At 73.4% G+C, this 20,925-nt stretch carries 13 protein-coding genes; 6 read left to right on the top strand and 7 right to left on the bottom strand.

What is annotated here, in order from left to right:
* Positions 1-23: 23 nt before the first annotated feature.
* Together J2W21_RS01195 and J2W21_RS01190 are read right to left on the bottom strand one after the other, a co-directional pair.
* Positions 24-542: an O-acetyl-ADP-ribose deacetylase gene (locus J2W21_RS01195; RefSeq protein WP_307112680.1), complete on the bottom strand. Its 519-nt coding sequence runs from the start codon at positions 540-542 to the stop codon at positions 24-26.
* Positions 543-579: 37 nt separating this feature from the next.
* On the bottom strand, positions 580-1,539 hold the full coding sequence (locus J2W21_RS01190; RefSeq protein ID WP_307113000.1) for a pseudouridine synthase: 960 nt from the start codon (positions 1,537-1,539) through the stop codon (positions 580-582).
* Between the two features lie 48 nt (positions 1,540-1,587).
* On the opposite strand from J2W21_RS01190, the gene ppc reads away from it, so the two are divergent.
* Positions 1,588-4,446, top strand: a complete 2,859-nt coding sequence (ppc, locus tag J2W21_RS01185; RefSeq protein WP_307112679.1) for a phosphoenolpyruvate carboxylase — start codon at positions 1,588-1,590, stop codon at positions 4,444-4,446.
* A 101-nt stretch (positions 4,447-4,547) separates the two neighbouring features.
* Positions 4,548-4,973, top strand: coding sequence for an Hsp20/alpha crystallin family protein (locus J2W21_RS01180; protein ID WP_307112678.1), 426 nt, complete (start codon positions 4,548-4,550; stop codon positions 4,971-4,973).
* Between the two features lie 233 nt (positions 4,974-5,206).
* Here J2W21_RS01180 and ppsA read toward each other — a convergent pair whose 3' ends face one another.
* On the bottom strand, positions 5,207-7,669 hold the full coding sequence (gene ppsA / locus J2W21_RS01175) for a phosphoenolpyruvate synthase (protein ID WP_307112677.1): 2,463 nt from the start codon (positions 7,667-7,669) through the stop codon (positions 5,207-5,209).
* Between the two features lie 5 nt (positions 7,670-7,674).
* Entirely contained in the window at positions 7,675-8,085 is a 411-nt protein-coding gene (locus tag J2W21_RS01170; protein WP_307112676.1) for a hypothetical protein, read from the bottom strand.
* Between the two features lie 189 nt (positions 8,086-8,274).
* Here J2W21_RS01170 and J2W21_RS01165 point away from each other — a divergent pair, with 189 nt between their 5' ends.
* Positions 8,275-9,975, top strand: coding sequence for a GAF domain-containing sensor histidine kinase (locus tag J2W21_RS01165; protein ID WP_307112675.1), 1,701 nt, complete (start codon positions 8,275-8,277; stop codon positions 9,973-9,975).
* An 18-nt stretch (positions 9,976-9,993) separates the two neighbouring features.
* Here the strand turns inward: J2W21_RS01165 and J2W21_RS01160 are convergent, their stop codons facing one another.
* The gene (locus J2W21_RS01160) at positions 9,994-10,671 is read right to left on the bottom strand and encodes a response regulator (protein ID WP_307112674.1); all 678 of its coding nucleotides are present in this window, start codon (positions 10,669-10,671) and stop codon (positions 9,994-9,996) included.
* Positions 10,672-10,816: 145 nt separating this feature from the next.
* Between J2W21_RS01160 and J2W21_RS01155 the strand changes: the two genes are divergently transcribed.
* The 3 genes from J2W21_RS01155 to mgtA are packed head-to-tail and all read left to right on the top strand — an operon-like array spanning position 10,817 to position 14,955.
* A complete protein-coding gene (locus tag J2W21_RS01155) occupies positions 10,817-11,437 on the top strand; it encodes a helix-turn-helix domain-containing protein (RefSeq protein WP_307112673.1) in 621 nt (206 codons plus the stop codon).
* Complete coding sequence (locus J2W21_RS01150; RefSeq protein WP_307112672.1) at positions 11,434-12,147, top strand: SRPBCC domain-containing protein; 714 nt, start codon at positions 11,434-11,436, stop codon at positions 12,145-12,147. The genes J2W21_RS01155 and J2W21_RS01150 overlap by 4 nt, the downstream gene beginning before the upstream one ends.
* Before the next feature lie 60 nt (positions 12,148-12,207).
* Entirely contained in the window at positions 12,208-14,955 is a 2,748-nt protein-coding gene (gene mgtA, locus J2W21_RS01145) for a magnesium-translocating P-type ATPase (protein WP_307112671.1), read from the top strand.
* A 41-nt stretch (positions 14,956-14,996) separates the two neighbouring features.
* Here the strand turns inward: mgtA and J2W21_RS01140 are convergent, their stop codons facing one another.
* Positions 14,997-15,851 (bottom strand): DNA-formamidopyrimidine glycosylase family protein, encoded by an 855-nt coding sequence (locus J2W21_RS01140; protein ID WP_307112670.1) that lies wholly within the window; start codon positions 15,849-15,851, stop codon positions 14,997-14,999.
* 27 nt (positions 15,852-15,878) lie between these two features.
* The gene (locus tag J2W21_RS01135) at positions 15,879-20,894 is read right to left on the bottom strand and encodes an ATP-dependent helicase (RefSeq protein WP_373423048.1); all 5,016 of its coding nucleotides are present in this window, start codon (positions 20,892-20,894) and stop codon (positions 15,879-15,881) included.
* Between the last annotated feature and the right edge of the window lie 31 nt (positions 20,895-20,925).

Genomic DNA, 20,925 nt, shown 5'->3' with positions numbered 1-20,925 from the left:
CCCGAGTTGTGTCGTTGTGCCCGTCAGCCGGCCCGGTGCAGCGCCGCCGCGAACGCCGCGGCGGTCGTCGCGCCGAACAGCACGAACTCGACCCGCTCCACCGTCCCGGGGTCCGCGGCCCGGACGGCCTCGATGGCAGTCGCCGCCACCACGTCCCGGTCCCAGCCGTAGATGCCCGCGGAGATCGCGGGGAACGCGACGGACGCCGCGCCGAGCCTGCGGGCCACCGCGAGGCTCTCGGAGAAGCACGAGGCGAGCAGGGCCCGGTCCCGCTGGCCCGCGTTCCAGTTCGGCCCCACGGTGTGGATCACCCAGGACGCCGGCAGCCGGAACCCCGGGGTCGCCACGGCCTCGCCCACCGGCAGGCCCCCGGGCAGCCGCGTCTGGCGGAGGTCGCGGCACGCCTCGAGGAGCTCGGGGCCGGCGGCCCGGTGGATCGCCCCGTCCACGCCGCCTCCGCCGAGCAGCGAGGAGTTCGCGGCGTTGACGATCGCGTCGACCGGGCGGGTGGTGATGTCGCCTTCGACGATATCGATCTGCATGCCACCAGTGTGCGCCTTCGAGGGCCGGGCGGCGGGGTCAGGCAGGGGCCTCCTGGAGGGAAAGCCTGCTGCGGAACTCCGTCTCCCGCCCGGTCAGCGGGTCGCGGAAGCGGATCCCCCGGGCGAGGAGCTGGAGCGGGCGCGCGTAGTCGTCCGGAGCCTGGTCAAGGAGCACCGGGTAGAACGGATCGTGCATGATCCCGGCCCCGAGCCCGGCCAGGTGCACCCGCAGCTGGTGGGTCTTGCCGGTGTGCGGCTCGAGCCGGAACAGGGCCCGTGGGGCGTCCGCCGGGCCGCCCACGCGTTCAAGGCTCACTCGGGTCTCGGCGTTGGGCTCGCCGTCCACCACCGAGGCCAGGAGGTAGTCGCGCCGCTTCTCCATCCTGTTGCGCACCACGACGGGTGCCGCGAACCGCTCGGCCGCCCACCCGGCGTCGTGCGCAGCGGCGCCGGACCCGGCGGGGGCCAGCGCGGAGACGCACTCGTACTCCTTCTGCACGGCCCGCCGCTCGAAGAGGACCTGGTACCTCCCCCGGGTGGCCGGGTTGACCGAGAACAGCAGCACCCCGGCGGTCATCCGGTCGAGCCGGTGCATGGGGATGAGGTCCGGGAGGTCCAGGGCGTTGCGCAGCCGCACGAGCGCGGACTCCTGGATGTAGGTCCCGCCGGGGGTGGTGGGGAGGAAGTGCGGCTTGTCCGCCACGAGCACGTGCTCGTCGCGGTGCAGCACGGCGATCTCCACCGGCAGACGCTCCTCCGGGGGCAGCGTGCGGTAGTACCAGATGAAGGTGTGCTCCTCGAGCGGGGTGCCCCGGTGCAGGGGCGAGCCGTCCATCCCGACGATCTCGCCGCCGTCGAACCTCGCCAGGATCCCCTCGGGGTCGATGTGGCCCCAGCGGTGGAGCATGTAGTCCAGCGCGGTCTCCCACGGCCCCTCGGCGGGCAGGCGCAGGCGCGTCGCGTTCACGCCGTCGCGCACGGGCAGGGGGGATTTCATCACCTTTCAAGGGTATCCTCGCGCTGGAACCCTAGCCTCTGGAGTGCCATGCCCGCGTCTGCCGACGCCCGAGATCCCGCCGCCACGCCGCACGAGGATGCCGCCCCCGCCGCGGAGCTGCGCGCCGACGTTCGGCGCGTCTCGACGCTGCTCGGGGAGTCCCTCGTGCGCCAGCACGGCCCGGGGCTCCTGCGCCTCGTCGAGGAGGTCCGGCTGCTGACCAAGGAGTCGAAGGAGGCCGCGCGCGGCGGCGCGGGGGCGCTCGGGCCGTGGAACGCGGCCGACGTCGCCGCGCAGGTCCGCGAGCTCCTCGCCTCCCTGCCGCTCGAGCAGGCGACCGAGCTCGTGCGCGCCTTCGCGTTCTACTTCCACCTGGCCAATGCGGCCGAGCAGCTGCACCGGGTGCGGGAGCTGGGGGAGAGGCCGGACGACGCCGGGTGGCTGGCCGCCGCGGTCCGGGACATCGCCGAGCAGGCCGGGCCGGAGGCCCTCCAGCAGGCGGTGGACTCCCTCGACGTCCGCCCCGTCTTCACCGCCCACCCCACCGAGGCCACGCGCCGTTCGGTGCTGGACAAGCTCCGGGCGATCGACCGCATCCTCGAGGTGCCGGCCGCCGAGGGCTCGGCGCTGCGCCGCCGGCAGGACCGGCGCCTGGCCGAGATCATCGACCAGATGTGGCAGACCGACGAGGTCCGCCTCGTGAGCCCTGCCCCCCTCGACGAGGCCCGCAACGCGGTCTACTACCTGGGCGAGATCCTCACCGGGGCGCTTCCCGAGGTCCTCGACGAGCTCGCCGACCTCCTCGCCGAGCACGGGGTCACCCTCCCGCCGGGGCGCGTGCCGCTGCGGTTCGGCTCCTGGATCGGCGGGGACCGGGACGGCAACCCGAACGTCACGCCGGAGGTGACCCGCGAGATCCTGGGGCTGCAGAACCAGACCGCGGTGCGGATCGCCGTCGGGGTCGTCGACGAGCTCATCAGTTCCCTCTCGAACTCGACCGACCTCACGCACGTGGGGCCCGAGCTCGAGGAGTCCATCCGCCACGATCTGGACCGTCTCCCGGCCCTCGATCCGCGCGTCCTGGAGCTCAACGCCCACGAGCCGTACCGGCTCAAGCTCACGTGCATCAAGGCCAAGCTGCTCAACACCGGCCGGCGGGTGGCCTCCGGCGCAGCCCACGAACCAGGCCGCGACTACAGCAACGCCGCCCAGCTCGCCGCGGACCTCGACGTCATGGAGCGCTCCCTGCGCTCGCACTCGCCGCTCGCGGCCGACGGCGTGCTGGGCACCGCACGCCGCGTCCTCGCCTCGTTCGGACTGCACCTCGCGACGCTCGACATCCGCGAGCACGCCGACTACCACCACGAGGCCGTGGGGCTCCTGCTCGACCCGCTCGGCGAGCTGCCCCGGCCGTTCCTCGAGCTGCCCCGCACCGAGCGCCAGCGCGTCCTGGGCCGGGAGCTGGGCTCGCGGCGGCCCCTCTCCGGCCACCCGGTGGTCCTCCCGGGGCACGCCGGCAGGATCTACGAGACGATGCGCGTGATCCGGCAGGCCCGCCGGCTCCTCGGCCCGGACGTCATCGAGACGTACATCGTCTCCGTGACGCGCGGCCCGGACGACGTCCTGGCTGCAGCGCTCCTGGCCCGCGAGGCCGGGCTCGTCCGGCTGTTCGGGGAGGAGCCGTACTCGCACATCGGGTTCGCGCCGCTGCTCGAGTCGCTCGAGGAGCTGCGGCACGCCGCCGAGATCGTCGACGGGCTGCTGTCCGAGCCGGCATACCGCGAGCTCGTGCGGCTGCGGGGGGACGTGCAGGAGGTCATGCTCGGGTACTCGGACTCGAACATGGAGTCCGGCGTGTTCACGAGCCAGTGGGAGATCCACAAGGCCCAGCGGAACCTGCGCGACGTCGCCGCGCGCCACGGGGTGCGGCTGCGCCTGTTCCACGGCCGGGGCGGCTCGGTGGGCCGCGGCGGAGGGCCCACGTACGAGGCCATCATGGCCCAGCCGAACGGGGTCCTCGAGGGCGAGATCAAGTTCACCGAGCAGGGCGAGGTCATCTCCGACAAGTACTCGCTGCCCGGCCTGGCGCGGGAGAACCTCGAGCTCTCGCTCGCCGCGGTCATGCGGGCCACCGCGCTGCACCGCGACCCCCACACCGCCCTGCGCGACCGCGAGCGCTTCAGCGCCCTCATGGACCTCGTCTCGGACGCGGCGTTCGCCCGGTACCGGACGCTCATCGACGACCCGGACCTGCCCGCCTACTTCCTCGCGTCGACGCCCGTGGAGCTGATCGGCCGGCTCAACATCGGCTCCCGCCCGGCGCGCCGGCCCGAGGCCGAGCCGGCGTCGGACGGGCTCCCCGGGCTCGAGGGCATGCGGGCGATCACCTGGGTGTTCGGGTGGACGCAGTCCCGGCAGATCGTCCCGGGATGGTTCGGCGTCGGGTCGGGTCTGAGGGCCGCCCGGGAGGCGGGGAAGGACCGCGAGCTGCGCGAGATGTACGCGCGCTGGCCCATCTTCGCCTCGGTCATCTCCAACGTCGAGATGACCCTGGCCAAGACCGACCTCGACATCGCCTCGCACTACGTCTCGATGCTCGTCCCGCCCGGGCTGCACCGGTTCTTCGACGCCATCCGGGCCGAGTTCGAGCTCACCGTGGCCGAGGTGCGCCGGCTCACCGGGGAGTCGGAGCTGCTCGACGCCTCCCCTACCCTCAAGCGGACGCTCGAGATCCGGGACCAGTACCTCGACCCGATCAGCTACCTGCAGGTCGAGCTGCTGCGGCGGCTCCGCTCCGGCGCGGAGGGGGAGCACGACGCCGGGGGGCCGGGGACCGCGGAGAAGCTGCAGCGGGCGCTGCTCATCACCATCAACGGCGTCGCCGCGGGCCTGCGCAACACCGGCTAGCCGCAGGGGGACCATAGGCCCTTCCGGCCCGGGCGGGGGCGCGGCACGCTGGTTGCGGCGGGACCACCAGGAGCCCCGCCGAGGGAGGAAGGTGAGCAGAGATGACTGAACTGACCCGATGGTTCGACTCGCGCCGCACGCCGTTCGAGCTCATCGAGAGGCTCTTCGAGGGCGACGCAGGCCAGAGCACGGCCATCAAGGTCGAGGAGGTGCGCGACGGCGATTCGCTCGTGGTCCGGGCCGAGCTCCCGGGCATCGACCCCGAGAAGGACGTCGACGTGAGCATCTCGGACGGCGCCCTCCACATCAGCGCACACCGCGAGGAGAAGTCGGAGGAGAAGTCAAAGGGCTCCTACCGCAGCGAGTTCCGCTACGGCTCGTTCTCCCGGACACTGCCCCTGCCCGAAGGCGCGACCCCCGAGTCGGTCAGGGCCTCCTACAAGGACGGCGTGCTCGAGGTCCGGGTGCCCGTCCCCACGACGCCGCCCACGCCGCCGTCGTCCAAGATCCAGGTCACGCGCGGCTGAGGCCTGGCGTCCGGGCAGCGGCCTCAAGCAGCTGGGACTGCCGCCCGGAAGAAGTGGCCCCGCACCACACAGGGTGTCCTGTGTGGCGCGGGGCCACTTCCCTGCGTTGAGGGGTCATGTCCCAGTGTTGAGGGGACACCCGGAGGCCCCGTTCGGGAGCAGCGCGTACCCGAAAGCCGGAGAAGGCGACGAGATGCGTACCCGAAACGGGGAGAGGGTAGGTGGACGCGCCGCTAGTCCGGACCCGTTTCTTGGAGGTCTGGCCGCGCGCCCTGATGCTCGGGCCGGGCCCCCGGGCGGCCGATCCGGGCCTCTGCCGCGGCGATAATCGGCACCGTCCGCAGCACGCTGTCCGGGTTGAGGGAGATCGAATCGATCCCCTCGCCCACGAGGAACTCCGCGAAGTCGGGATGGTTGCTGGGGCCCTGGCCGCAGATCCCGATGGGGATGCCGGCGGCGTGCGCCTTGCGGATGGCCTCGGCGATCATCGTCGTCACGGCCTCGTCCCGCTCGTCGAACTGCGCGGCCAGACGCGCGGAGTCCCGGTCCACGCCGAGGACCAGCTGCGTGAGGTCATTCGAGCCGATCGAGAACCCGTCGAAGCGGGCCGCGAACTTCTCGGCGAGGACCACGTTGGAGGGGATCTCGCACATCATGTAGACCTTGAGCCCGTGCTCTCCCCGCGCCAGCCCGTGCTCGGCCATGGCGGCCAGGACGGCGTCGGCCTCCCCGGGGGTCCGGCAGAAGGGAACCATGACGACGACGTTGGCGAACCCGAGCTCCTCGCGCGCCTTCTTCAGGGCGCGGCACTCGAGCGCGAACCCCTCCCGGTAGCGCTCGTCGTGGTAGCGCGAGGCCCCCCGGAAGCCGAGCATCGGGTTCTCCTCGGCCTCCTCGAACGCGGCCCCGCCGAGGAGGTTCGCGTACTCGTTGGTCTTGAAGTCGCTCAGCCGCACGATCGCCGGGCCGGGATGGAATGGCGCCGCGATCTTCGCGATGCCGGTCGCGAGGCGGTCCACGAAGTACTCTGCAGGGTCCCGGTACCCCCGGGTGAGCGCCGCGATCTCCTCCCGCTCGCCGGCATCGGCGACCCTCTCGGGGTGCACGAGCGCCATCGGGTGCACGCGGATGAGGCTCGAGATGATGAACTCCATCCGGGCGAGCCCCACGCCCGCCGCGGGGAGCCGCCACCAGCGGAACGCGGCGGATGGGTCGGCGAGGTTCACCATGACGCGCGTGCGCGTCGCGGGGAGGTTCCCGACGTCGGCCTCCTCCACCGTGAACGGGATCCTGCCGCCCAGCACGAGCCCCTCCGCGCCCTGGGCGCAGGAGACGGTGACCGGCGCGCCGTCGGCGATGGCCGAGGTGCCGTCCACCGTGCCCACCACGGCCGGGACGCCCAGCTCCCGGCTCACGATCGCCGCGTGGCTCGTGGGCCCGCCGTGGTCGGTGACGATGCCGGAGGCCCGCTTCATGACGGGCACCCAGTCGGGGTCGGTCATGGTCGTCACGAGCACGGCGCCGTCGCGGAAGCCCGCGATCTGGGAGGGGTCGGCGATGACGCACGCCTCGCCCGCGGCGATGGCGTCCCCGATCGCGGCGCCCCGGGCCAGGACGGGCCCCGTCCCGTCGAGGCGGTGGACCCGCAGCGCCCCCGCGCCGCGCTTGGCCTGCACGGTCTCGGGCCTCGCCTGGACCATGAAGAGCTGGCCCGTCTCGCCGTCCTTGGCCCACTCCATGTCCATCGGCCGGCCGTAGTGCTCGGCCACGGCGGTCGCCCAGCGGGCCAGCGTGAGGACCTCGGCGTCGTCGAGCACGAAGGCGGCGCGCTCCGTCTCCGAGGTCTCGAGCAGGGCAGTGCCCGAGCCGCCCGGTGCGAGCACCAGCTTGTGCTCCTTGGCGCCGGAGGTCCGTCCGATGATCGGCCGGACGCCCGGGTCGGCCAGGAGCGGGGAGAACACCTCGTACGAGTCCGGGTTCACGGTGCCCTGGACCACGGTCTCGCCCAGTCCCCACGCGGCGCTGATCTCGACCATGCGCGGGAACCCGGACTCCGTGTCGAGGGAGAACATCACCCCGGAGCCGGCGAGGTCGGAGCGGACCATGCGCTGGACCCCGATCGAGAGCGCCACCTCCAGATGGTCGATCCCGTGCAGCTCGCGGTAGGTGATCGCGCGGTCGGTGAACAGGGAGGCGTAGCACCGCCGGCAGGCATCGAGCAGGTCCGCCTCGCCGGAGACGTTGAGGAAGGTCTCCTGCTGGCCCGCGAAGCTGGCCTCCGGAAGGTCCTCCGCGGTCGCGCTGCTGCGCACCGCCACGGCCGGCCGCTCCCGGCCCGCGCGCGCGGCGAGGTCGCGGTAGGCGGCCGCGACCGCCGTCGTGAGCGCCTCGGGGAGCGGTGCCGCGAGGAAGAGCTCCCGGATGGCTGCGCCGGTCGCCCTGAGGCCCGACTGCCCCGCGCGGAATGCGGTCAGCAGCGAGGCCATCGGGGGACGGATCCCGGCAGCGTCGAGGTAGAGGCGGTAGGCGTCCGCGGTCGTGGCGAAGCCCTCGGGGACGGCCACGCCCACCGAGGCGAGGTGCCGCGTGAGCTCGCCGAGCGAGGCGTTCTTCCCGCCCACCCGCGGCACGTCCGCGATGCCGACGTCCTCGAACGCCACCACGAGCTCGGTGCCCGGGCGGGCGGGTGCGCTCATACGGCTCAGTCCAGCGCGAGCATCGCCGCGGCGGCCGCGCGGACGCGGACGCAGGAGTCGGCCGTGACGCGGCAGTGCGGGTAGGCGCCCGCGTAGACGCGGCAGACGTCCTCGCACAGCGCGCTCACGTCGTCGAGCGCGCGCAGCACCGAGGCCGGCGTGGGCCCGAAGTCGGAGCCGAAGCGGGAGAGGATCTGCGCGGACGCGGAGCAGATCGCCGCGCAGTTCAGCTGCGCCCGGATCACCTGCGTCAGGTGGCCGACCCCGGGCTCCTCGAGGCAGCTGTCGGCACCGGTCGTGCACGCCTGGGTGCACGCGAGCGCGGCGTCGATGCACTCGCTGAGGGCCGTTCGCTGCGCCTCGGTCATGTCCGGTGCGGCCGGGTGGACGACGAGGGCCTGACGGGCGTGTGACATGGGCGCTCCTGGTCATCGGTCGCGGGCGGGAGGGGCGATGCCGCTCCTCACAGATTGTGCTGGCACGGCTCGAGCGAGCGCGAGAGTCTTTGGTCCCGAGGGCGCCCAGAACGCTGGGCCACAAGGGTGGTGGACGGGTCCAACCGTGGGCATACTGAATGGCGGGGGGAGGGGCGGTGGAAGCATTCCATGGATGATGCATCGATCTTGCCCGGGAGCGCGGCGAGCCGGATCGAGGACCTGCTCCAACAGTTCGTCTCGCGGGCCCACGAGCTGCTCGAGACCCAGGAGCGGATGCGCGGCCTGCTGGCGGCCGTCGTCTCGCTGGCCGAAGACCTCACCCTCGAGGCGGTCCTGGACCGCGTGCTGACGTCCGCGCGGGAGCTTGTCGGGGCCAAGTATGCGGCCCTCGGCGTCCTCGGTCCCGAAGGCACCGCCGTGAGCCACTTCCTCACCGCGGGCATGGACGAGGAGACGGTGCAGAGGATCGGGCGGCTGCCCACCGGCCACGGCGTCCTCGGGCTCCTCATCCACGACCCACACCCCCTGAGGCTCCACGACCTCGGGACTCATGCAGACTCCCATGGGTTCCCGCCCAACCACCCGCCGATGAGGAGCTTCCTCGGCGTCCCCATCCGGGTCCGCGAGGAGGTGTTCGGGAACCTGTACCTGACCGAGAAGGCCGACGGCGAGGACTTCAACGCCGAGGACGAGGACCTCGTCGTGGCCCTCGCCGCCGCGGCCGGCGTCGCGATCGAGAACGCGAGGCTCTTCGCGGACATCGGCCGCCGGCAGCGCTGGCGCGAGGCGAGCATGGAGGTGGCGGGGAAACTGTTCGGCCTCGACGATCTCACGTCGGGCAGCGCCTTCATCGCCGAGCAGGCCGTGGCCATCGCCGGGGCGCAGGTCACGGCCATCGCGCGCGCACGGGCCACCGGGATGGGGCATGAGTGGCGGGCCGTCGCAGGCCCGCGGAAGGAGTGCTTCGACGAGACGGCACGGGCCAGGGCGATCTCGCTCGCGGCCAAGGTCTCGATGACGGGCGAGGCGCTCGAGCTCACCGGCGCCGAGGTGTTCGGCCCCGATTCCCCGGTGCGGTACGTCCTCGTGGTGCCCTGCGGACAGCCGGGGCAGGACGCCGGCGCAGTGCTGATCGGGCGCGTGGACGGGGAACCGGCCTTCGCCCCGGTGGACGTCGAGATGGCGCCGGTCTTCTGCTCCTACGCCTCCCTCGCCCTCCAGGTGGCGCGGCAGCACCGCCAGCGCGAGGAGCTGCTCGTCTTCACCGACCGCGACCGGATCGCGCGAGACCTCCACGACGTGGTGATCCAGCGGCTCTTCGCCGCGGGCCTGAGCCTGCAGGGCTTGCGGCGGTTCTGCACGCCGGGCCCGGACGGGGCCCGGGCAACGGAGAAGATCGACTCGATCACGGGCGAGCTGGACGAGACGATCGCCGCGCTGCGCAACACGATCTACTCGCTCAACGAGGCCAAGTCAGGGGACAGCCTGAGCGCGCGCCTCGTCCGGGTGGTCCAGGAGGTGACCGGGGAGCTGCCCACCACGCCCCGGGTCGAGCTGCTCGGCCCGATCGACACGGCGGTCCCGCCGGCGGTGGCCGACCAAGCGCTCGCCGTCCTCACGGAGGGGGTCTCCAACGTGGTCCGGCACGCCCAGGCGGACTCCCTGTGGGTCACGGCGACGGTGGCCGACGGCGAGTTCGAGCTGGTCGTCGCCGACGACGGCAACGGGCTCGGGGACACGACGCGGCGCAGCGGGCTGAAGAACGTGGCCGAGCGCGCCGAGGCCCTCGGCGGCCGCTTCGAGCTCGGTCCGGCGGAGGACGGCGGCACGCGCCTGCGCTGGGCCGTCCCCCTCACCGTCATCAGCTGAGAGAGCCGGGGAATGCCCTCAGTAGAAGTGCGGCGCGTTGCGGGCCACGAACAGCGCGGCCTGGGTCCGCCGCTCGAAGCCGAGCTTGGCCAGCAGCGAGGAGACGTAGTTCTTGACGGTCTTCTCCGCGAGGAACAGCTTCTCGCCGATCTCCCGGTTGGTCATGCCCTCGCCGATGAGGGCCAGGACGCGGCGCTCCTGCGGGCTGAGCAGCTCGAGGCGCGGATCGAGCTCCTCCTCCTGGGGCTTGAGCCCCTCGAGCGCCTTCGCCTTCACCGCGGGATCGAAGAGCGAGGCCCCGCGGGCCGCTCGGCGCAGCGCGGTGACGAGCTCGGTCCCGCGGATCTCCTTGAGGACGTAGCCGCTCGCCCCGGCGAGGACCGCTCCGCGCAGGGACTGGTCGTCGTCGTAGCTCGTGAGCATGACGCAGGCCAGGGACGGGTCCACGGAATGGACGTCCCGGCACACCTCGATCCCGGTCCCGTCCGGCAGCCGCACGTCGAGCACCGAGACGTCCGGCTTGAGCGCGGGGATGCGGCGCGTGGCCTCGGCGGCGGTCCCGGACGTCCCAACCACCTCGAAACCTTCTCCCTCGAGGAGCTCCTGGAGCCCCCGGCGCACGAGCTCGTGGTCGTCGAGGATGAAGACGCGCAGGCGCTCGGCCCCCGGGGCCGGGGTGGGCGTTTCGTGCGGCACGGCGGCTTTCCTTCCCTGAAATTCGCAGGCGGCTAACCCATCCATTCTGTCCGCGGGCAGGCGGTGTCGCTAGGGACTTAGGGCAGAAGTGCTGGACATCCTTCTTGTCCTTGACAAAAAATTTTGTCGGCAGGACTATGGAGACATGCAGGACGTCATGGTGATCGAGGACCCCGCCGCGGCCGCCGCGAGCCTGGACCCGCTCCGGGCCCGGCTCCTGCGCGAGCTGGCGGCGCCGTCGTCCGCGGCGGCCCTGGCCGCGAAGGTGGGGCTGCCCCGCCAGAAGGTCAACTACCACCTCCGCTCGCTCGAGGACCACGGGCTCGTCGCGCTCCTCGAGGAGCGCCGCAAGGGCAACGTCATGGAGCGCGTCCTGCAGGCCACCGCGGCGTCCTACATCATCTCCCCGGCCGCGCTCGCGGTCGTCGAGCCCGATCCCGAGCACCTCAGGGACCGCTTCAGCGCGTACTGGCTCCTCGCCCTCGCCGCGCGGACCGTGCGCGAGGTCGGGCGCCTGCTCGCGGGCGCCGTCGCGGCGGGCAAGCAGCTGGCCACCTACGCGGCCGACGGCGAGATCACCTTCGCGTCCGCGGCCTCGCGGGCGGCGTTCGCGACCGAGCTGGGCGCCGAGGTGGCCAGGCTCGCCGCGAAGTACCACGATCCCTCGGCGACCGGCGGGCGGCGGCACCGGCTCGTCGTCGTGCTCCACCCCGTCCTCAAGCCGGAGGCCGCCGGCTCCGCACCTGATCAGGAGATCCAGCCATGACCGAGCAGCACCCCTTCGAGATCGTCCACGACGTTGTCCTCCACACCGCTCCCGAGCGGATCTGGGAGGCCGTCACCGACGGCACCGCCGCGTGGATGTTCCCCACCGACCAGTGGCAGGCGGTCCGCACCGTCGAGGAGTACCCGCGCCACCTCGTCTCCCGCATGGAGGGCCCCGACGGCTGGTACAACCAGCTCGAGCACCTCCTCACGCCCGGGCCCGAGGGGACGAACCTGCACTACGTGCACTCCGGGATCCTCACCGACAACTGGGAGCAGCAGTACGACGGCGCCGCCCAGCACACCCTGTTCTACCTCCATACCCTCGGCGAGTACCTGGAGCACTTCGACGGCCGCGCGGTCTCCTTCGTGGACGTCCAGGGTCCGGACGGCGCGACGGCCCCCGATGCCCTCGAGCGGTTCGTCGCCTCCTTCGCCCTGACCGGGGTGATGACGGGGGAGAAGAAGGATCTCGACCTGCCCGGCCTCGGACCGGTCGAGGCGACCGTGGACTACGCCACCGGCCAGTTCCTGGGCCTGCGGACGGAGGACGCGATGGTGCGCGTGTTCGGCCGGGAGGCCTTCGGCCACCGGCTGGGCCTGACCGTCCACGACTTCTCGCTCGACACGGCGGACGACGCCGCGCGGGCGGCCCGCGCCCAGGCGCACGCCGAGGCGTGGGGCGAGTGCCTTGCGTCGCTGTACGCGTGACCCGGTGAGCCCGGTCCGTCGCGGCGCCGCGGTCCCCGGCGCCCGGCGTAGCATGGCCCCGTGAGCGTCGAGACCGTCTCCGAGCGGGTCCAGCTGTCCGTCGCCGAGGCCGCGGCCATGCCCGTCGAGGGCGTCCTCGCGGCCCTCGGCACCTCGGTCCGCGGGCTCGACGAGGCCGAGGCCGCCCGCCGGCTCGCCCAGGGGGCCAACGTGCTCGAGGCGCGCCGCGTGAGCTGGTTCCACGTGCTCGTGCGCCAGTTCGCGAGCCCGCTGCAGGGGCTGCTCGTGGCGGCAGCCGCGATGTCCTTCGCCACCGGGGACCGCCTGAACGCGAGCATCATCGTCGCCATCCTGCTGGGCAGCGCCCTGCTCGGGTTCGTCAACGAGTTCCGCGCGGAGAAGACGGCCGCCGACCTCCACAGCCGCATCTCCCACACGGTCGTCGCCGTGCGCGGCGGGGCCGAGCGCACCGTGCCGGTGCGCGAGCTCGTCCCCGGGGACGTCATCAGGGTCAGCCTCGGCGGCATCGTCCCGGCGGATGCCCGCGTCCTGGAGGCGGTCGGGCTCGAGGCCGACGAGGGCGTGCTCACCGGCGAGTCGGCCGCCGTCGAGAAGTCCCCGGACGCCGTCCCGCCCGGCTCCGACCTCGCTGACCTCACGGACTGCGTCCTCATGGGGACGGTGGTCCATGCCGGCTCGGCGCGCGCGGTGGTGACCGCGACCGGGCGCGGCACCGAGTTCGGCCGGATCGCCGCCGGCCTCGCCCAGGGCCTGCCGGAGACGACCTTCCAGCGGGGCCTGAAGGAGTTCTCCCTCATGCTCCTGTGGGTCGGCGTCGCGCTGACCGCGGGCATCCTCGTGATCAACCTGCTCCTGCAGCGGCCGTTCCTGGACTCGGTCCTGTTCTCCCTCGCGATCGCGGTGGGCATCACGCCGCAGCTGCTGCCCGCCGTCGTGAGCACCTCCCTCGCCGCCGGCTCGCGGCTGCTGGCCAAGCGCGGCGTGCTGGTCAAGCGGCTCCTCGCGATCGAGGACCTGGGGAACCTCGACGTGCTCATCACCGACAAGACCGGGACGCTCACCGAGGGGCGGATCGGCTTCGAGGAGGCCGTGCCCGCGGGTGCGCGGGGCGGGGGAGCCCCGGCCGCGGGCGACGGCGCCGCGCGGCGGCTCGCCGAGCTCGCGCTGCTGTGCTGCGAGGTCGATCCCTCCGTGCCCGGCGCGTCTGGGGCAGGGCAGAACCCCGTGGACGCCGCGCTGTGGGAGGCGTTCGAGGACCTTCCCCCCGCCCTCGCGGACTGCCGCCGGCTCTCGCTGCGGCCCTTCGACCACGAGAGCCGGACCATGGAGACCGTGGTCGCCGAGGGCCCGGGCGGCGAAGGGCCCGTGCACATCCTCAAGGGTGCCCCGGAGGCCGTCCTCGAGGCCTGCGCGGGGGTCAGCGACGCGGACCGGGCCGCGCTCGAGGCGCTGTTCCGCCGCGGGGCGCGGGTGGTCGCCGTGGCGAGCGGCCCCGCCCCGGGCGCCCCACCGACGGCGCACGACGCCGCGGGGCAGCTCGCGCTCGACGGGTACCTCAGCTTCATCGACCGGCCCAAGGCGGACGCGCGGGAATCGCTCGCGCGGCTCGAGGGCCTCGGGGTCGACGTCAAGATCGCCACCGGAGACAACGCGCTCGTCGCCGAGCACGTCACCTCGGTGCTCAAGATGAGTCCCGGGTCCGTCCTGACCGGCGCCGAGGTCGAGGCCATGGACGACGACGCGCTCGCGGCCGCCGCGCCCGGGGCACGCGTGTTCGCCCGGGTCTCGCCCGAGCAGAAGGCCCGGATCGTCACGGTCCTGCGGCGCACGCACTCGGTCGGGTTCCTCGGCGACGGGGTGAACGACGCGCTCGCGCTCAACCGGGCCGACGTGGGGATCTCCGTGGACTCGGCGACGGACGTCGCGAAGGACGCGGCCGACGTCGTCCTCCTCGAGAAGGACCTCGGCGTCCTGGCCGACGGCGTCACCGGCGGCCGGCGGATCTTCGCCAACACGATCAAGTACCTGCTCATGGGCACGAGCAGCAACTTCGGCAACATGTTCTCCGCCGCGGCCGCGAGCGCCTTCCTGACGTTCCTGCCCATGCTCCCGGGGCAGATCCTGCTCAACAACCTGCTCTACGACTCGAGCCAGCTCGCCATCCCGACGGACAAGGTGGACCGTGAGCAGCTGCGCAAGCCGGCCCACTGGGACATCGGGGCCATCCGCCGGTTCATGGTGGTGTTCGGGCCCATCTCCTCGCTGTTCGACTTCGCGACGTTCGGGCTCATGCTCTGGGTCTTCCACGCGGCGCCGGAGGAGTTCCGCGCCGGCTGGTTCGTGGAGTCCCTCGCGACCCAGACCCTCATCGTCTTCGCGATCCGCACGCGCCGCATCCCGTTCCTGCGCTCCCGGGCGTCCGTCGCGCTGACGGTGAGCGTGCTCGCCGTCGTCGTGATCGGCGCGGTGCTGCCGTACACGCCCGCCGGCGCGCTCGTGGGGTTCCACCCGCTCCCGGCCGACTTCTTCCTGGCGCTCGTGGGGATGGTGCTCCTGTACCTCGTCCTCGTCGAGGCCGCGAAGCACTTCTACTACCGCGCCGCCGACGCGCGCCTGGCCCGCGAGGCGCCCGCCCGCGCCAAGGCCCGCGCCGCAGCCCGCGTCGCCCTCGGGCTGCACCACGGCGGGGCCCGCGTGCACCGGCGCGCGGCGCCGTTCGTCGTGCACACGGGCAGGCCCAAGTTCCGGCGCCCGCCCGGTCACGGGGTCGCCCCGGGCCGTCGCTAGCTGGACCCGGCCCGGCCGCCGCTCGGCGGCGCAGCCGGGCCTCAGCGCAGCGGCTGGCAGGAGGGGCAGTAGTAGATGTCGCGCTCGCGGGTCTCCCCGAGGCGCGTCCCCGTGCCGGGGAGCGGCTCGGCGAGCGTGCCGTGCCGGACCCGGGTCCTGCAGCGCAGGCACGGCTGCCCGGCGCGCCCGTACACCCAGGTGCCGTTGCGCGGGCCGAAACCGCCCACGGTGTTCCGGGACCGCGCCTTGTTCGCCTCGAGGAGCCGCTTGGCGGTCGCGACCATTCCCGCCAGGTCGGGGACCTCGCCGACCGGCGTGGCGGGATGCACGCGGGAGAGGAAGCACAGCTCGCACCGGTAGATGTTGCCGACCCCGGCGAGGTTGCGCTGGTCGAGCAGCGCGATGCCGACGGCGCGTTCGGGCTGGGCGCGAAGGTTGGCCTCGGCCCGGCCGGGGTCCCAGTCCGGGCCGAGCAGGTCCGGCCCGAGGTGGCCGACGGCGTCACCCTCCTCGGCGGTCGCGATCACCTCGAGCATCCCGAGGGAGAAGCCGACGGCGCTCGTGCCGTCCTCCGCGGTGAGGGCCGCACGAGCCGTGTGCGCGGGCTTCCGCCACCGCTCCCCGGGTGCGTAGACCTGCCAGCTGCCCTCCATCGAGAGGTGGGAGTGGATGCTCAGGCGGCCGGCGGGATCGGGCGCGGCGGCGCCGTCGAGCCCGGGCGGGGCGAGCCGGTGGAGGAGGTGCTTGCCGCGGGAGACGACCCCGAGGACGGTCCAGCCCGACAGGTCCAGCGTGGCGAACGCGGGCACGCGGAAGTCGCTCGCGGCGAGGCGCTTGCCCGCGAGGGCCGCATCCATCCTGCGGGCGGCCTGGTAGACGTTGTCCCCTTCGGGCATCAGGTTCCGGTCCTCACGCTCTGATTCTCACGCTCTGATTCTCACTCCGCGAGGAGTCGAATACGCCCCCGCGGCGGTCAGGGCGCGCGCGAGGGGCATGTCGAGGAGGTCGTGGCCGTTGACCTTCTCCATCGCGAGCTTGTCCACCGCCCCGCTGCGCACGACGCCGACGAGGGCCTCCGCGGCCGGCCCCAGCACGGCGTCGTCCTCGGTGAAGGCCAGCAGCGTCTTGCCGCCGCGCTCGACGTACAGGGCGAGCGCGCCGTCCACCGTCACGACGAGCGCCCCGGCCTTGCGACCGGGCCGGTGCCCTGTGGCGGCCCCGGGCACCTCCGGCCAGGCGAGGGCGGCGCCGTAGGGGTTCGCGGGATCGGTCGCGGCGAGGGCGAGCGCGTCGAGCCGGCGGGCGGCGTCCGGGTCCTCGGCCACGTCGTCGCGCGTGAACTGCCGCAGCCGGTCCACGGTGGCGGGGACGGCGAACTGGGCGGCGCCGAGCCGGTCCACGAAGTAGCCGCGGCGGCACACGCCCGATTCCTCGAGGCGCGAGAGGACCTTGTAGAGCAGGCCGAAGCCGCCCTGGACGTTCTCGGCGGTGACCGACCCGCGAGTGAGGACGCCATAGCGGTCCATGAGCAGCTGGGCGAGCGCATGGGCCTTGATCGTCGTCTCAAGCTGGACGGCCTGCACCGCGGACCAGCGCCCGGCGGCCATCGGAGGAGCGGTGGCCGAGGGGGCGTCGAAGCCCCGGGCCCCCGCGGCACCGAGACGGCCGACGCCACGGAGGGAGGTGCCGATCCTGCCCCCGCGGAGGGCGCCGTGGCCGAGCGAGCGCACGCGCGGCGTCCGGGAGGGCTGGCGGTGGGCGGTGTGGCCGCCGTCGAGCATGGCCCGCACCGGGGCGAACGTGTCGCCCGTGAGGCGTCCTGCCCACACGAGGCCCCAGATCGACTGGAGCACGGCCTCGTCGGAGGGGACCGGCCCTGCCTGGTCTCCCTCGCCCGCCGGCTCGCGGGCGGCGTCGGCCACCTGGCGGAAGAAGTAGCCACCGCCGCCGGCGAGGAGGTCGAGGATGCGCTGCTGCGCGGCGTCGGGGGCGAACTCGGGGTCCGGGGCCAGGGTGAGCGCGGCGGACTCCGCGAGGTGAAGGCTGATCCAGCCGTCATTGCCCGGGATGGGGCCGGCCCCGGTCCACAGGACCTCGCCGCTGGCCATGAGCTCGTCCAGCAGCGCCGGCGTGTAGTCCGAGACGCGCGAGCGCAGCACGAGCGACTCCCACGCGCTCGCGGGCACCGGCACCCCTGCGAGCTGGTCCACGACGGTGAGCACCCCGTCGACCCCCTTGAGGCTGCCCCGCGGACGCGGCCTGCCCCGGCTGTCCTTCGCATCGCCGATGTGCTGCCACGCGGCGAGGAACCGGCTGAACGCCGCCTGGTCCACCGGCTCGACGTCGGCCCGCAGCGCGGCGAGCGAGCGCCTGCGGATCCTCCGCAGGACCTCGGTGTCGCACCACTCCTCGGCCGTGGACGCCGTGGCGTCCCCGGCGCGGGGCCGGAAGGAGCCCTCGACGACGCGTCCGTCCGCGGCGAGCCGCTTGAGCGTGGTGTGCACGACGGCGACGCCGAGCCCGAGCCTGGCCGCCGCGTCGGGCGCGGTGAACGGCCCGTGCGTGCGCGCGTACCGGCCCACGAGGTCGGCGAGCGGATCGGCGACCGGTTCGATGAAGGCGAGTGGGACGCCCACCGGCAGCGGAACCCCAAGCGCGTCCCGGAGCCGGGACGCGTCTTCCACGGCCGCGTACCGCTCCGCGCCCCCCATATTCACCACGAGGGCGCGTCGAGCTGCAACAAGTTCCCGGAGGTCCGCCTCGACGACCTCCAAGTGCGGTTTCGACTCCGCCTCGCTGCGCTCAGCCACCGTTCGGGCGGCCGCCTCGTCCACGGACAGCGGCCCGAGGAGCCGCAGCAGGTCGGCGGCGCCCTCGAGGCCCTTGAGCTTCCGGTCTTCGGCGAGCCGCTGCAGTTCGCGCTCGGTCTGCTCGATGACCTTGGGATCGAGCAGCTCGCTGAGCTCGGCGCGCCCGAGGAGCTCGTTCAGGAGCGTCGAGTCGAGGGAGAGGGCGGCCGCGCGCCGCTCGGCCAGCGGCGAGTCGCCCTCGTAGAGGAACTGCGCCACGTAGCCGAACAGGAGGGAGCGCGCGAATGGGGAGGGCTGCTGGGTCGTGGTCTCGACGAGCTGGAGCTCGCGCCGCTCCACGGCGGAGGCCACCTCGCGGAGGGCGGGGAGGTCGTAGACGTCCTGGAGGCATTCGCGCACCGCCTCGAGGATGATCGGGAACTGGGGGTACTTCTTGGCCACGTCGAGCAGCTGGGACGCGCGCTGGCGCTGCTGCCACAGGGGCTGGCGCTTGCCGGGGTTGGGGCGGGGGAGCAGGAGCGCGCGGGCGGCACACTCGCGGAAGCGCGCGGCGAACAGGGCTGAGCCGCCGACCTCCTCGGTGACGATCCCCTCGAGCTCGTCAGGGTCGAACACGAAGAGCTCGGCGCCGGGGGGCTCGTCCTCCATCATGGGCACCCGCAGCACGATGCCGTCGTCGGCCGCCATCGCGGAGCCGTCGAGGCCGTAGCGCTCGCTGAGCCGGCGCCCCACGGCGAGCGCCCATGGCGCGTGCACGGGCATCCCGAAGGGCGAGTGCAGCACCACGCGCCAGTCGCCGAGCTCGTCCTGGAACCGCTCGACCACGAGGGTGCGGTCATTCGGGACCAGACTCGTGGCCTGCTTCTGCTCGTCCAGGTACTGCAGGAGGTTCCCCGCGGCGAACGCGTCGAGTCCCGCGGCCTCGATGCGGGTGAGCGCGTGCTCCCGGTCGGCGCCGGAGACCTCGCGCTGGAACGCGCCGAGGGCGCGGCCGAGCTCGACCGGCCGGCCCGCGCCGTCGCCCTTCCAGAAGGGGAGCTTGCCCGGCTGGCCGAAGGCCGGGGAGACGAGGACCCTGTCGTGGGTGATGTCCTCGATCTTCCAGCTCGTGGCCCCGAGCGCGAAGACGTCCCCCACCCGGGACTCGTAGACCATCTCCTCGTCGAGCTCGCCCACCCGGCGGCCGCCGCGCGCGGCCTGCGACGCCGTGGTGCCCTCGTCCTCGCTGCCGACGATGAACACGCCGAAGAGGCCCCGGTCTGGGATGGTCCCGCCGGAGGTGACGGCGAGCCGCTGGGCGCCGGGGCGGCCCTCGATGGTCCCCTCGGTGCGGTCCCACACGATGCGGGGGCGGAGCTCGGCGAACTCGTCCGACGGGTACTTGCCGGAAAGGAGGTCGAGGGTCGCGTCGAACGCGGAGCGCGGCAGGGTCGCGAAGGGGGCCGAGCGGCGCACCACGTCGAACCACTCCTCGACGTCGACGGGACCGAGGGCCGTGGCCGCCACCGTCTGCTGGGCGAGGATGTCGAGCGGGTTGGCCGGGACCCGCAGGGCCTCGATCTGGCCCGCGAGCATGCGCTCTACCGTGATGGCGGTGTGCACGAGGTCCGCGCGGTGCTTGGGGAACAGGACGCCCTGGGAGACCTCGCCGACCTGGTGGCCGGCGCGGCCCACGCGCTGGAGCCCGGAGGCAACCGACGGCGGGGACTCGACCTGGATGACGAGGTCCACGAGCCCCATGTCGATGCCGAGCTCGAGGCTGCTCGTGGCGACGACGCAGCGCAGCCGCCCCGTCTTGAGGTCGTCCTCGATCTGGGCCCGCTGCTCCTTCGAGACGGACCCGTGGTGGGCCCGCGCGAGCACCGGGTCCGCGCCGGCGCTCTGGCCAGCCTGGGCCATCATCTCCGCCGGGGTGCGGCGGGCAAGCGTCGCGGCGACCGCCTCGGCGGCCTGCCCCGCGGTGACGGGGCCGCGCTCAGCGGAGCCGTCGGGGAGGGGCTCGTCCCACACGCTGGGCTGCATCCGCTCGGCGTAGATCTCGTTGAGCCGCCCCGTGAGCCGCTCGGCCAGCCGGCGCGAGTTGGAGAAGACGATCGTGGACCGGTTCGCGAGGATCAGGTCGACGATCTTCTCCTCGACGTGCGGCCAGATCGACGCCTGCGGCTGCAGCCCCGAGGCGGGCCCGGCATCATGTGCGGCGGCGGCGCCCTGCAGGTCGCTCATGTCCTCAACCGGGACGGTGACCGTGAGCTCCCAGGTCTTGGCCGCGGGAGGCGCCACGACCTCGCACGGAGCCTGCCCGGCGAGGAACTGGGCCACGAGCTCCTTGGGCTCCACCGTCGCCGAGAGCCCGATCCGCTGCGCGGGCCTCGGCAGGATCGCGTCGAGGCGCTCGAGCGTCACGGCCAGGTGCGCGCCCCGCTTGGTCCCCGCGACCGCGTGCACCTCGTCCACGATCACGGTCTCGACCTGGGAGAGCGTCTCGCGGGCCTGCGAGGTCAGCATGAGGTACAGCGACTCGGGGGTGGTGATGAGGATGTCCGGAGGGTGCGAGAGCAGGGCCCGCCGGTCCGACGCCGAGGTGTCCCCGCTGCGCACGCCCACGCTCACCTCGGGCACCTCGATCCCCAGGCGCCGGGCGGTCTGGGAGATGCCGATGAGGGGCGCCCGGAGATTCCGCTCGACGTCGACGCCGAGGGCCTTGAGCGGGGAGATGTACAGGACCTTGGTGTGGTTCTTCGGCGCACGACGCCGGGCCCCGGCCCGCGCTGTCGCCGCGCCGCCCGCGGGGGCGTCCTGCAGATCCGAGGCGTCGAGGCCGGGAAGCGCTGCCTCCTCGTGCCGGGACGGCGCGGAAGGCGAGCCGGGCGCGCCGGGCGCGGCGGCGCTGTCGTGCGCCAGGAGGCGGTCGAGCGAGAAGAGGAAGGCCGCGAGGGTCTTGCCCGAACCTGTGGGCGCCACGACGAGAGCGTGCCGCCCAGAGGAGACGGCCTCCCACGCGCCGGCCTGTGCGGGCGTGGGGTGGCGGAAGGCACCGAGAAACCACTCGCGCGTGGCAGCGCCGAAGCGGTCCAGCACCGCCGCGTCCCCGGCCGCCACGGCCGGGCCCTCCTGAACGCCCTGTCTCACCTGACCATCATCCTCCATGCCTCCGACATCC

The organism is Sinomonas atrocyanea (genome assembly GCF_030811715.1).
In the GTDB taxonomy this organism is placed as follows: Bacteria; Actinomycetota; Actinomycetes; order Actinomycetales; family Micrococcaceae; genus Sinomonas; species Sinomonas atrocyanea_A.
This window is presented reverse-complemented; position numbering and strand designations above follow the sequence as displayed.

Coding starts and splice junctions, on each gene's coding strand:
- ppc (WP_307112679.1), top strand. CDS start 1,588: ATGCCCGCGTCTGCCGACGCCCGAGATCCCGCCGCCACGCCGCACGAG.
- J2W21_RS01150 (WP_307112672.1), top strand. CDS start 11,434: ATGACCGAGCAGCACCCCTTCGAGATCGTCCACGACGTTGTCCTCCAC.
- ppsA (WP_307112677.1), bottom strand. CDS start 7,669: ATGAGCGCACCCGCCCGCCCGGGCACCGAGCTCGTGGTGGCGTTCGAG.
- J2W21_RS01155 (WP_307112673.1), top strand. CDS start 10,817: ATGCAGGACGTCATGGTGATCGAGGACCCCGCCGCGGCCGCCGCGAGC.
- J2W21_RS01170 (WP_307112676.1), bottom strand. CDS start 8,085: ATGTCACACGCCCGTCAGGCCCTCGTCGTCCACCCGGCCGCACCGGAC.
- J2W21_RS01195 (WP_307112680.1), bottom strand. CDS start 542: ATGCAGATCGATATCGTCGAAGGCGACATCACCACCCGCCCGGTCGAC.
- J2W21_RS01180 (WP_307112678.1), top strand. CDS start 4,548: ATGACTGAACTGACCCGATGGTTCGACTCGCGCCGCACGCCGTTCGAG.
- J2W21_RS01140 (WP_307112670.1), bottom strand. CDS start 15,851: ATGCCCGAAGGGGACAACGTCTACCAGGCCGCCCGCAGGATGGATGCG.
- J2W21_RS01165 (WP_307112675.1), top strand. CDS start 8,275: ATGGATGATGCATCGATCTTGCCCGGGAGCGCGGCGAGCCGGATCGAG.
- J2W21_RS01190 (WP_307113000.1), bottom strand. CDS start 1,539: ATGAAATCCCCCCTGCCCGTGCGCGACGGCGTGAACGCGACGCGCCTG.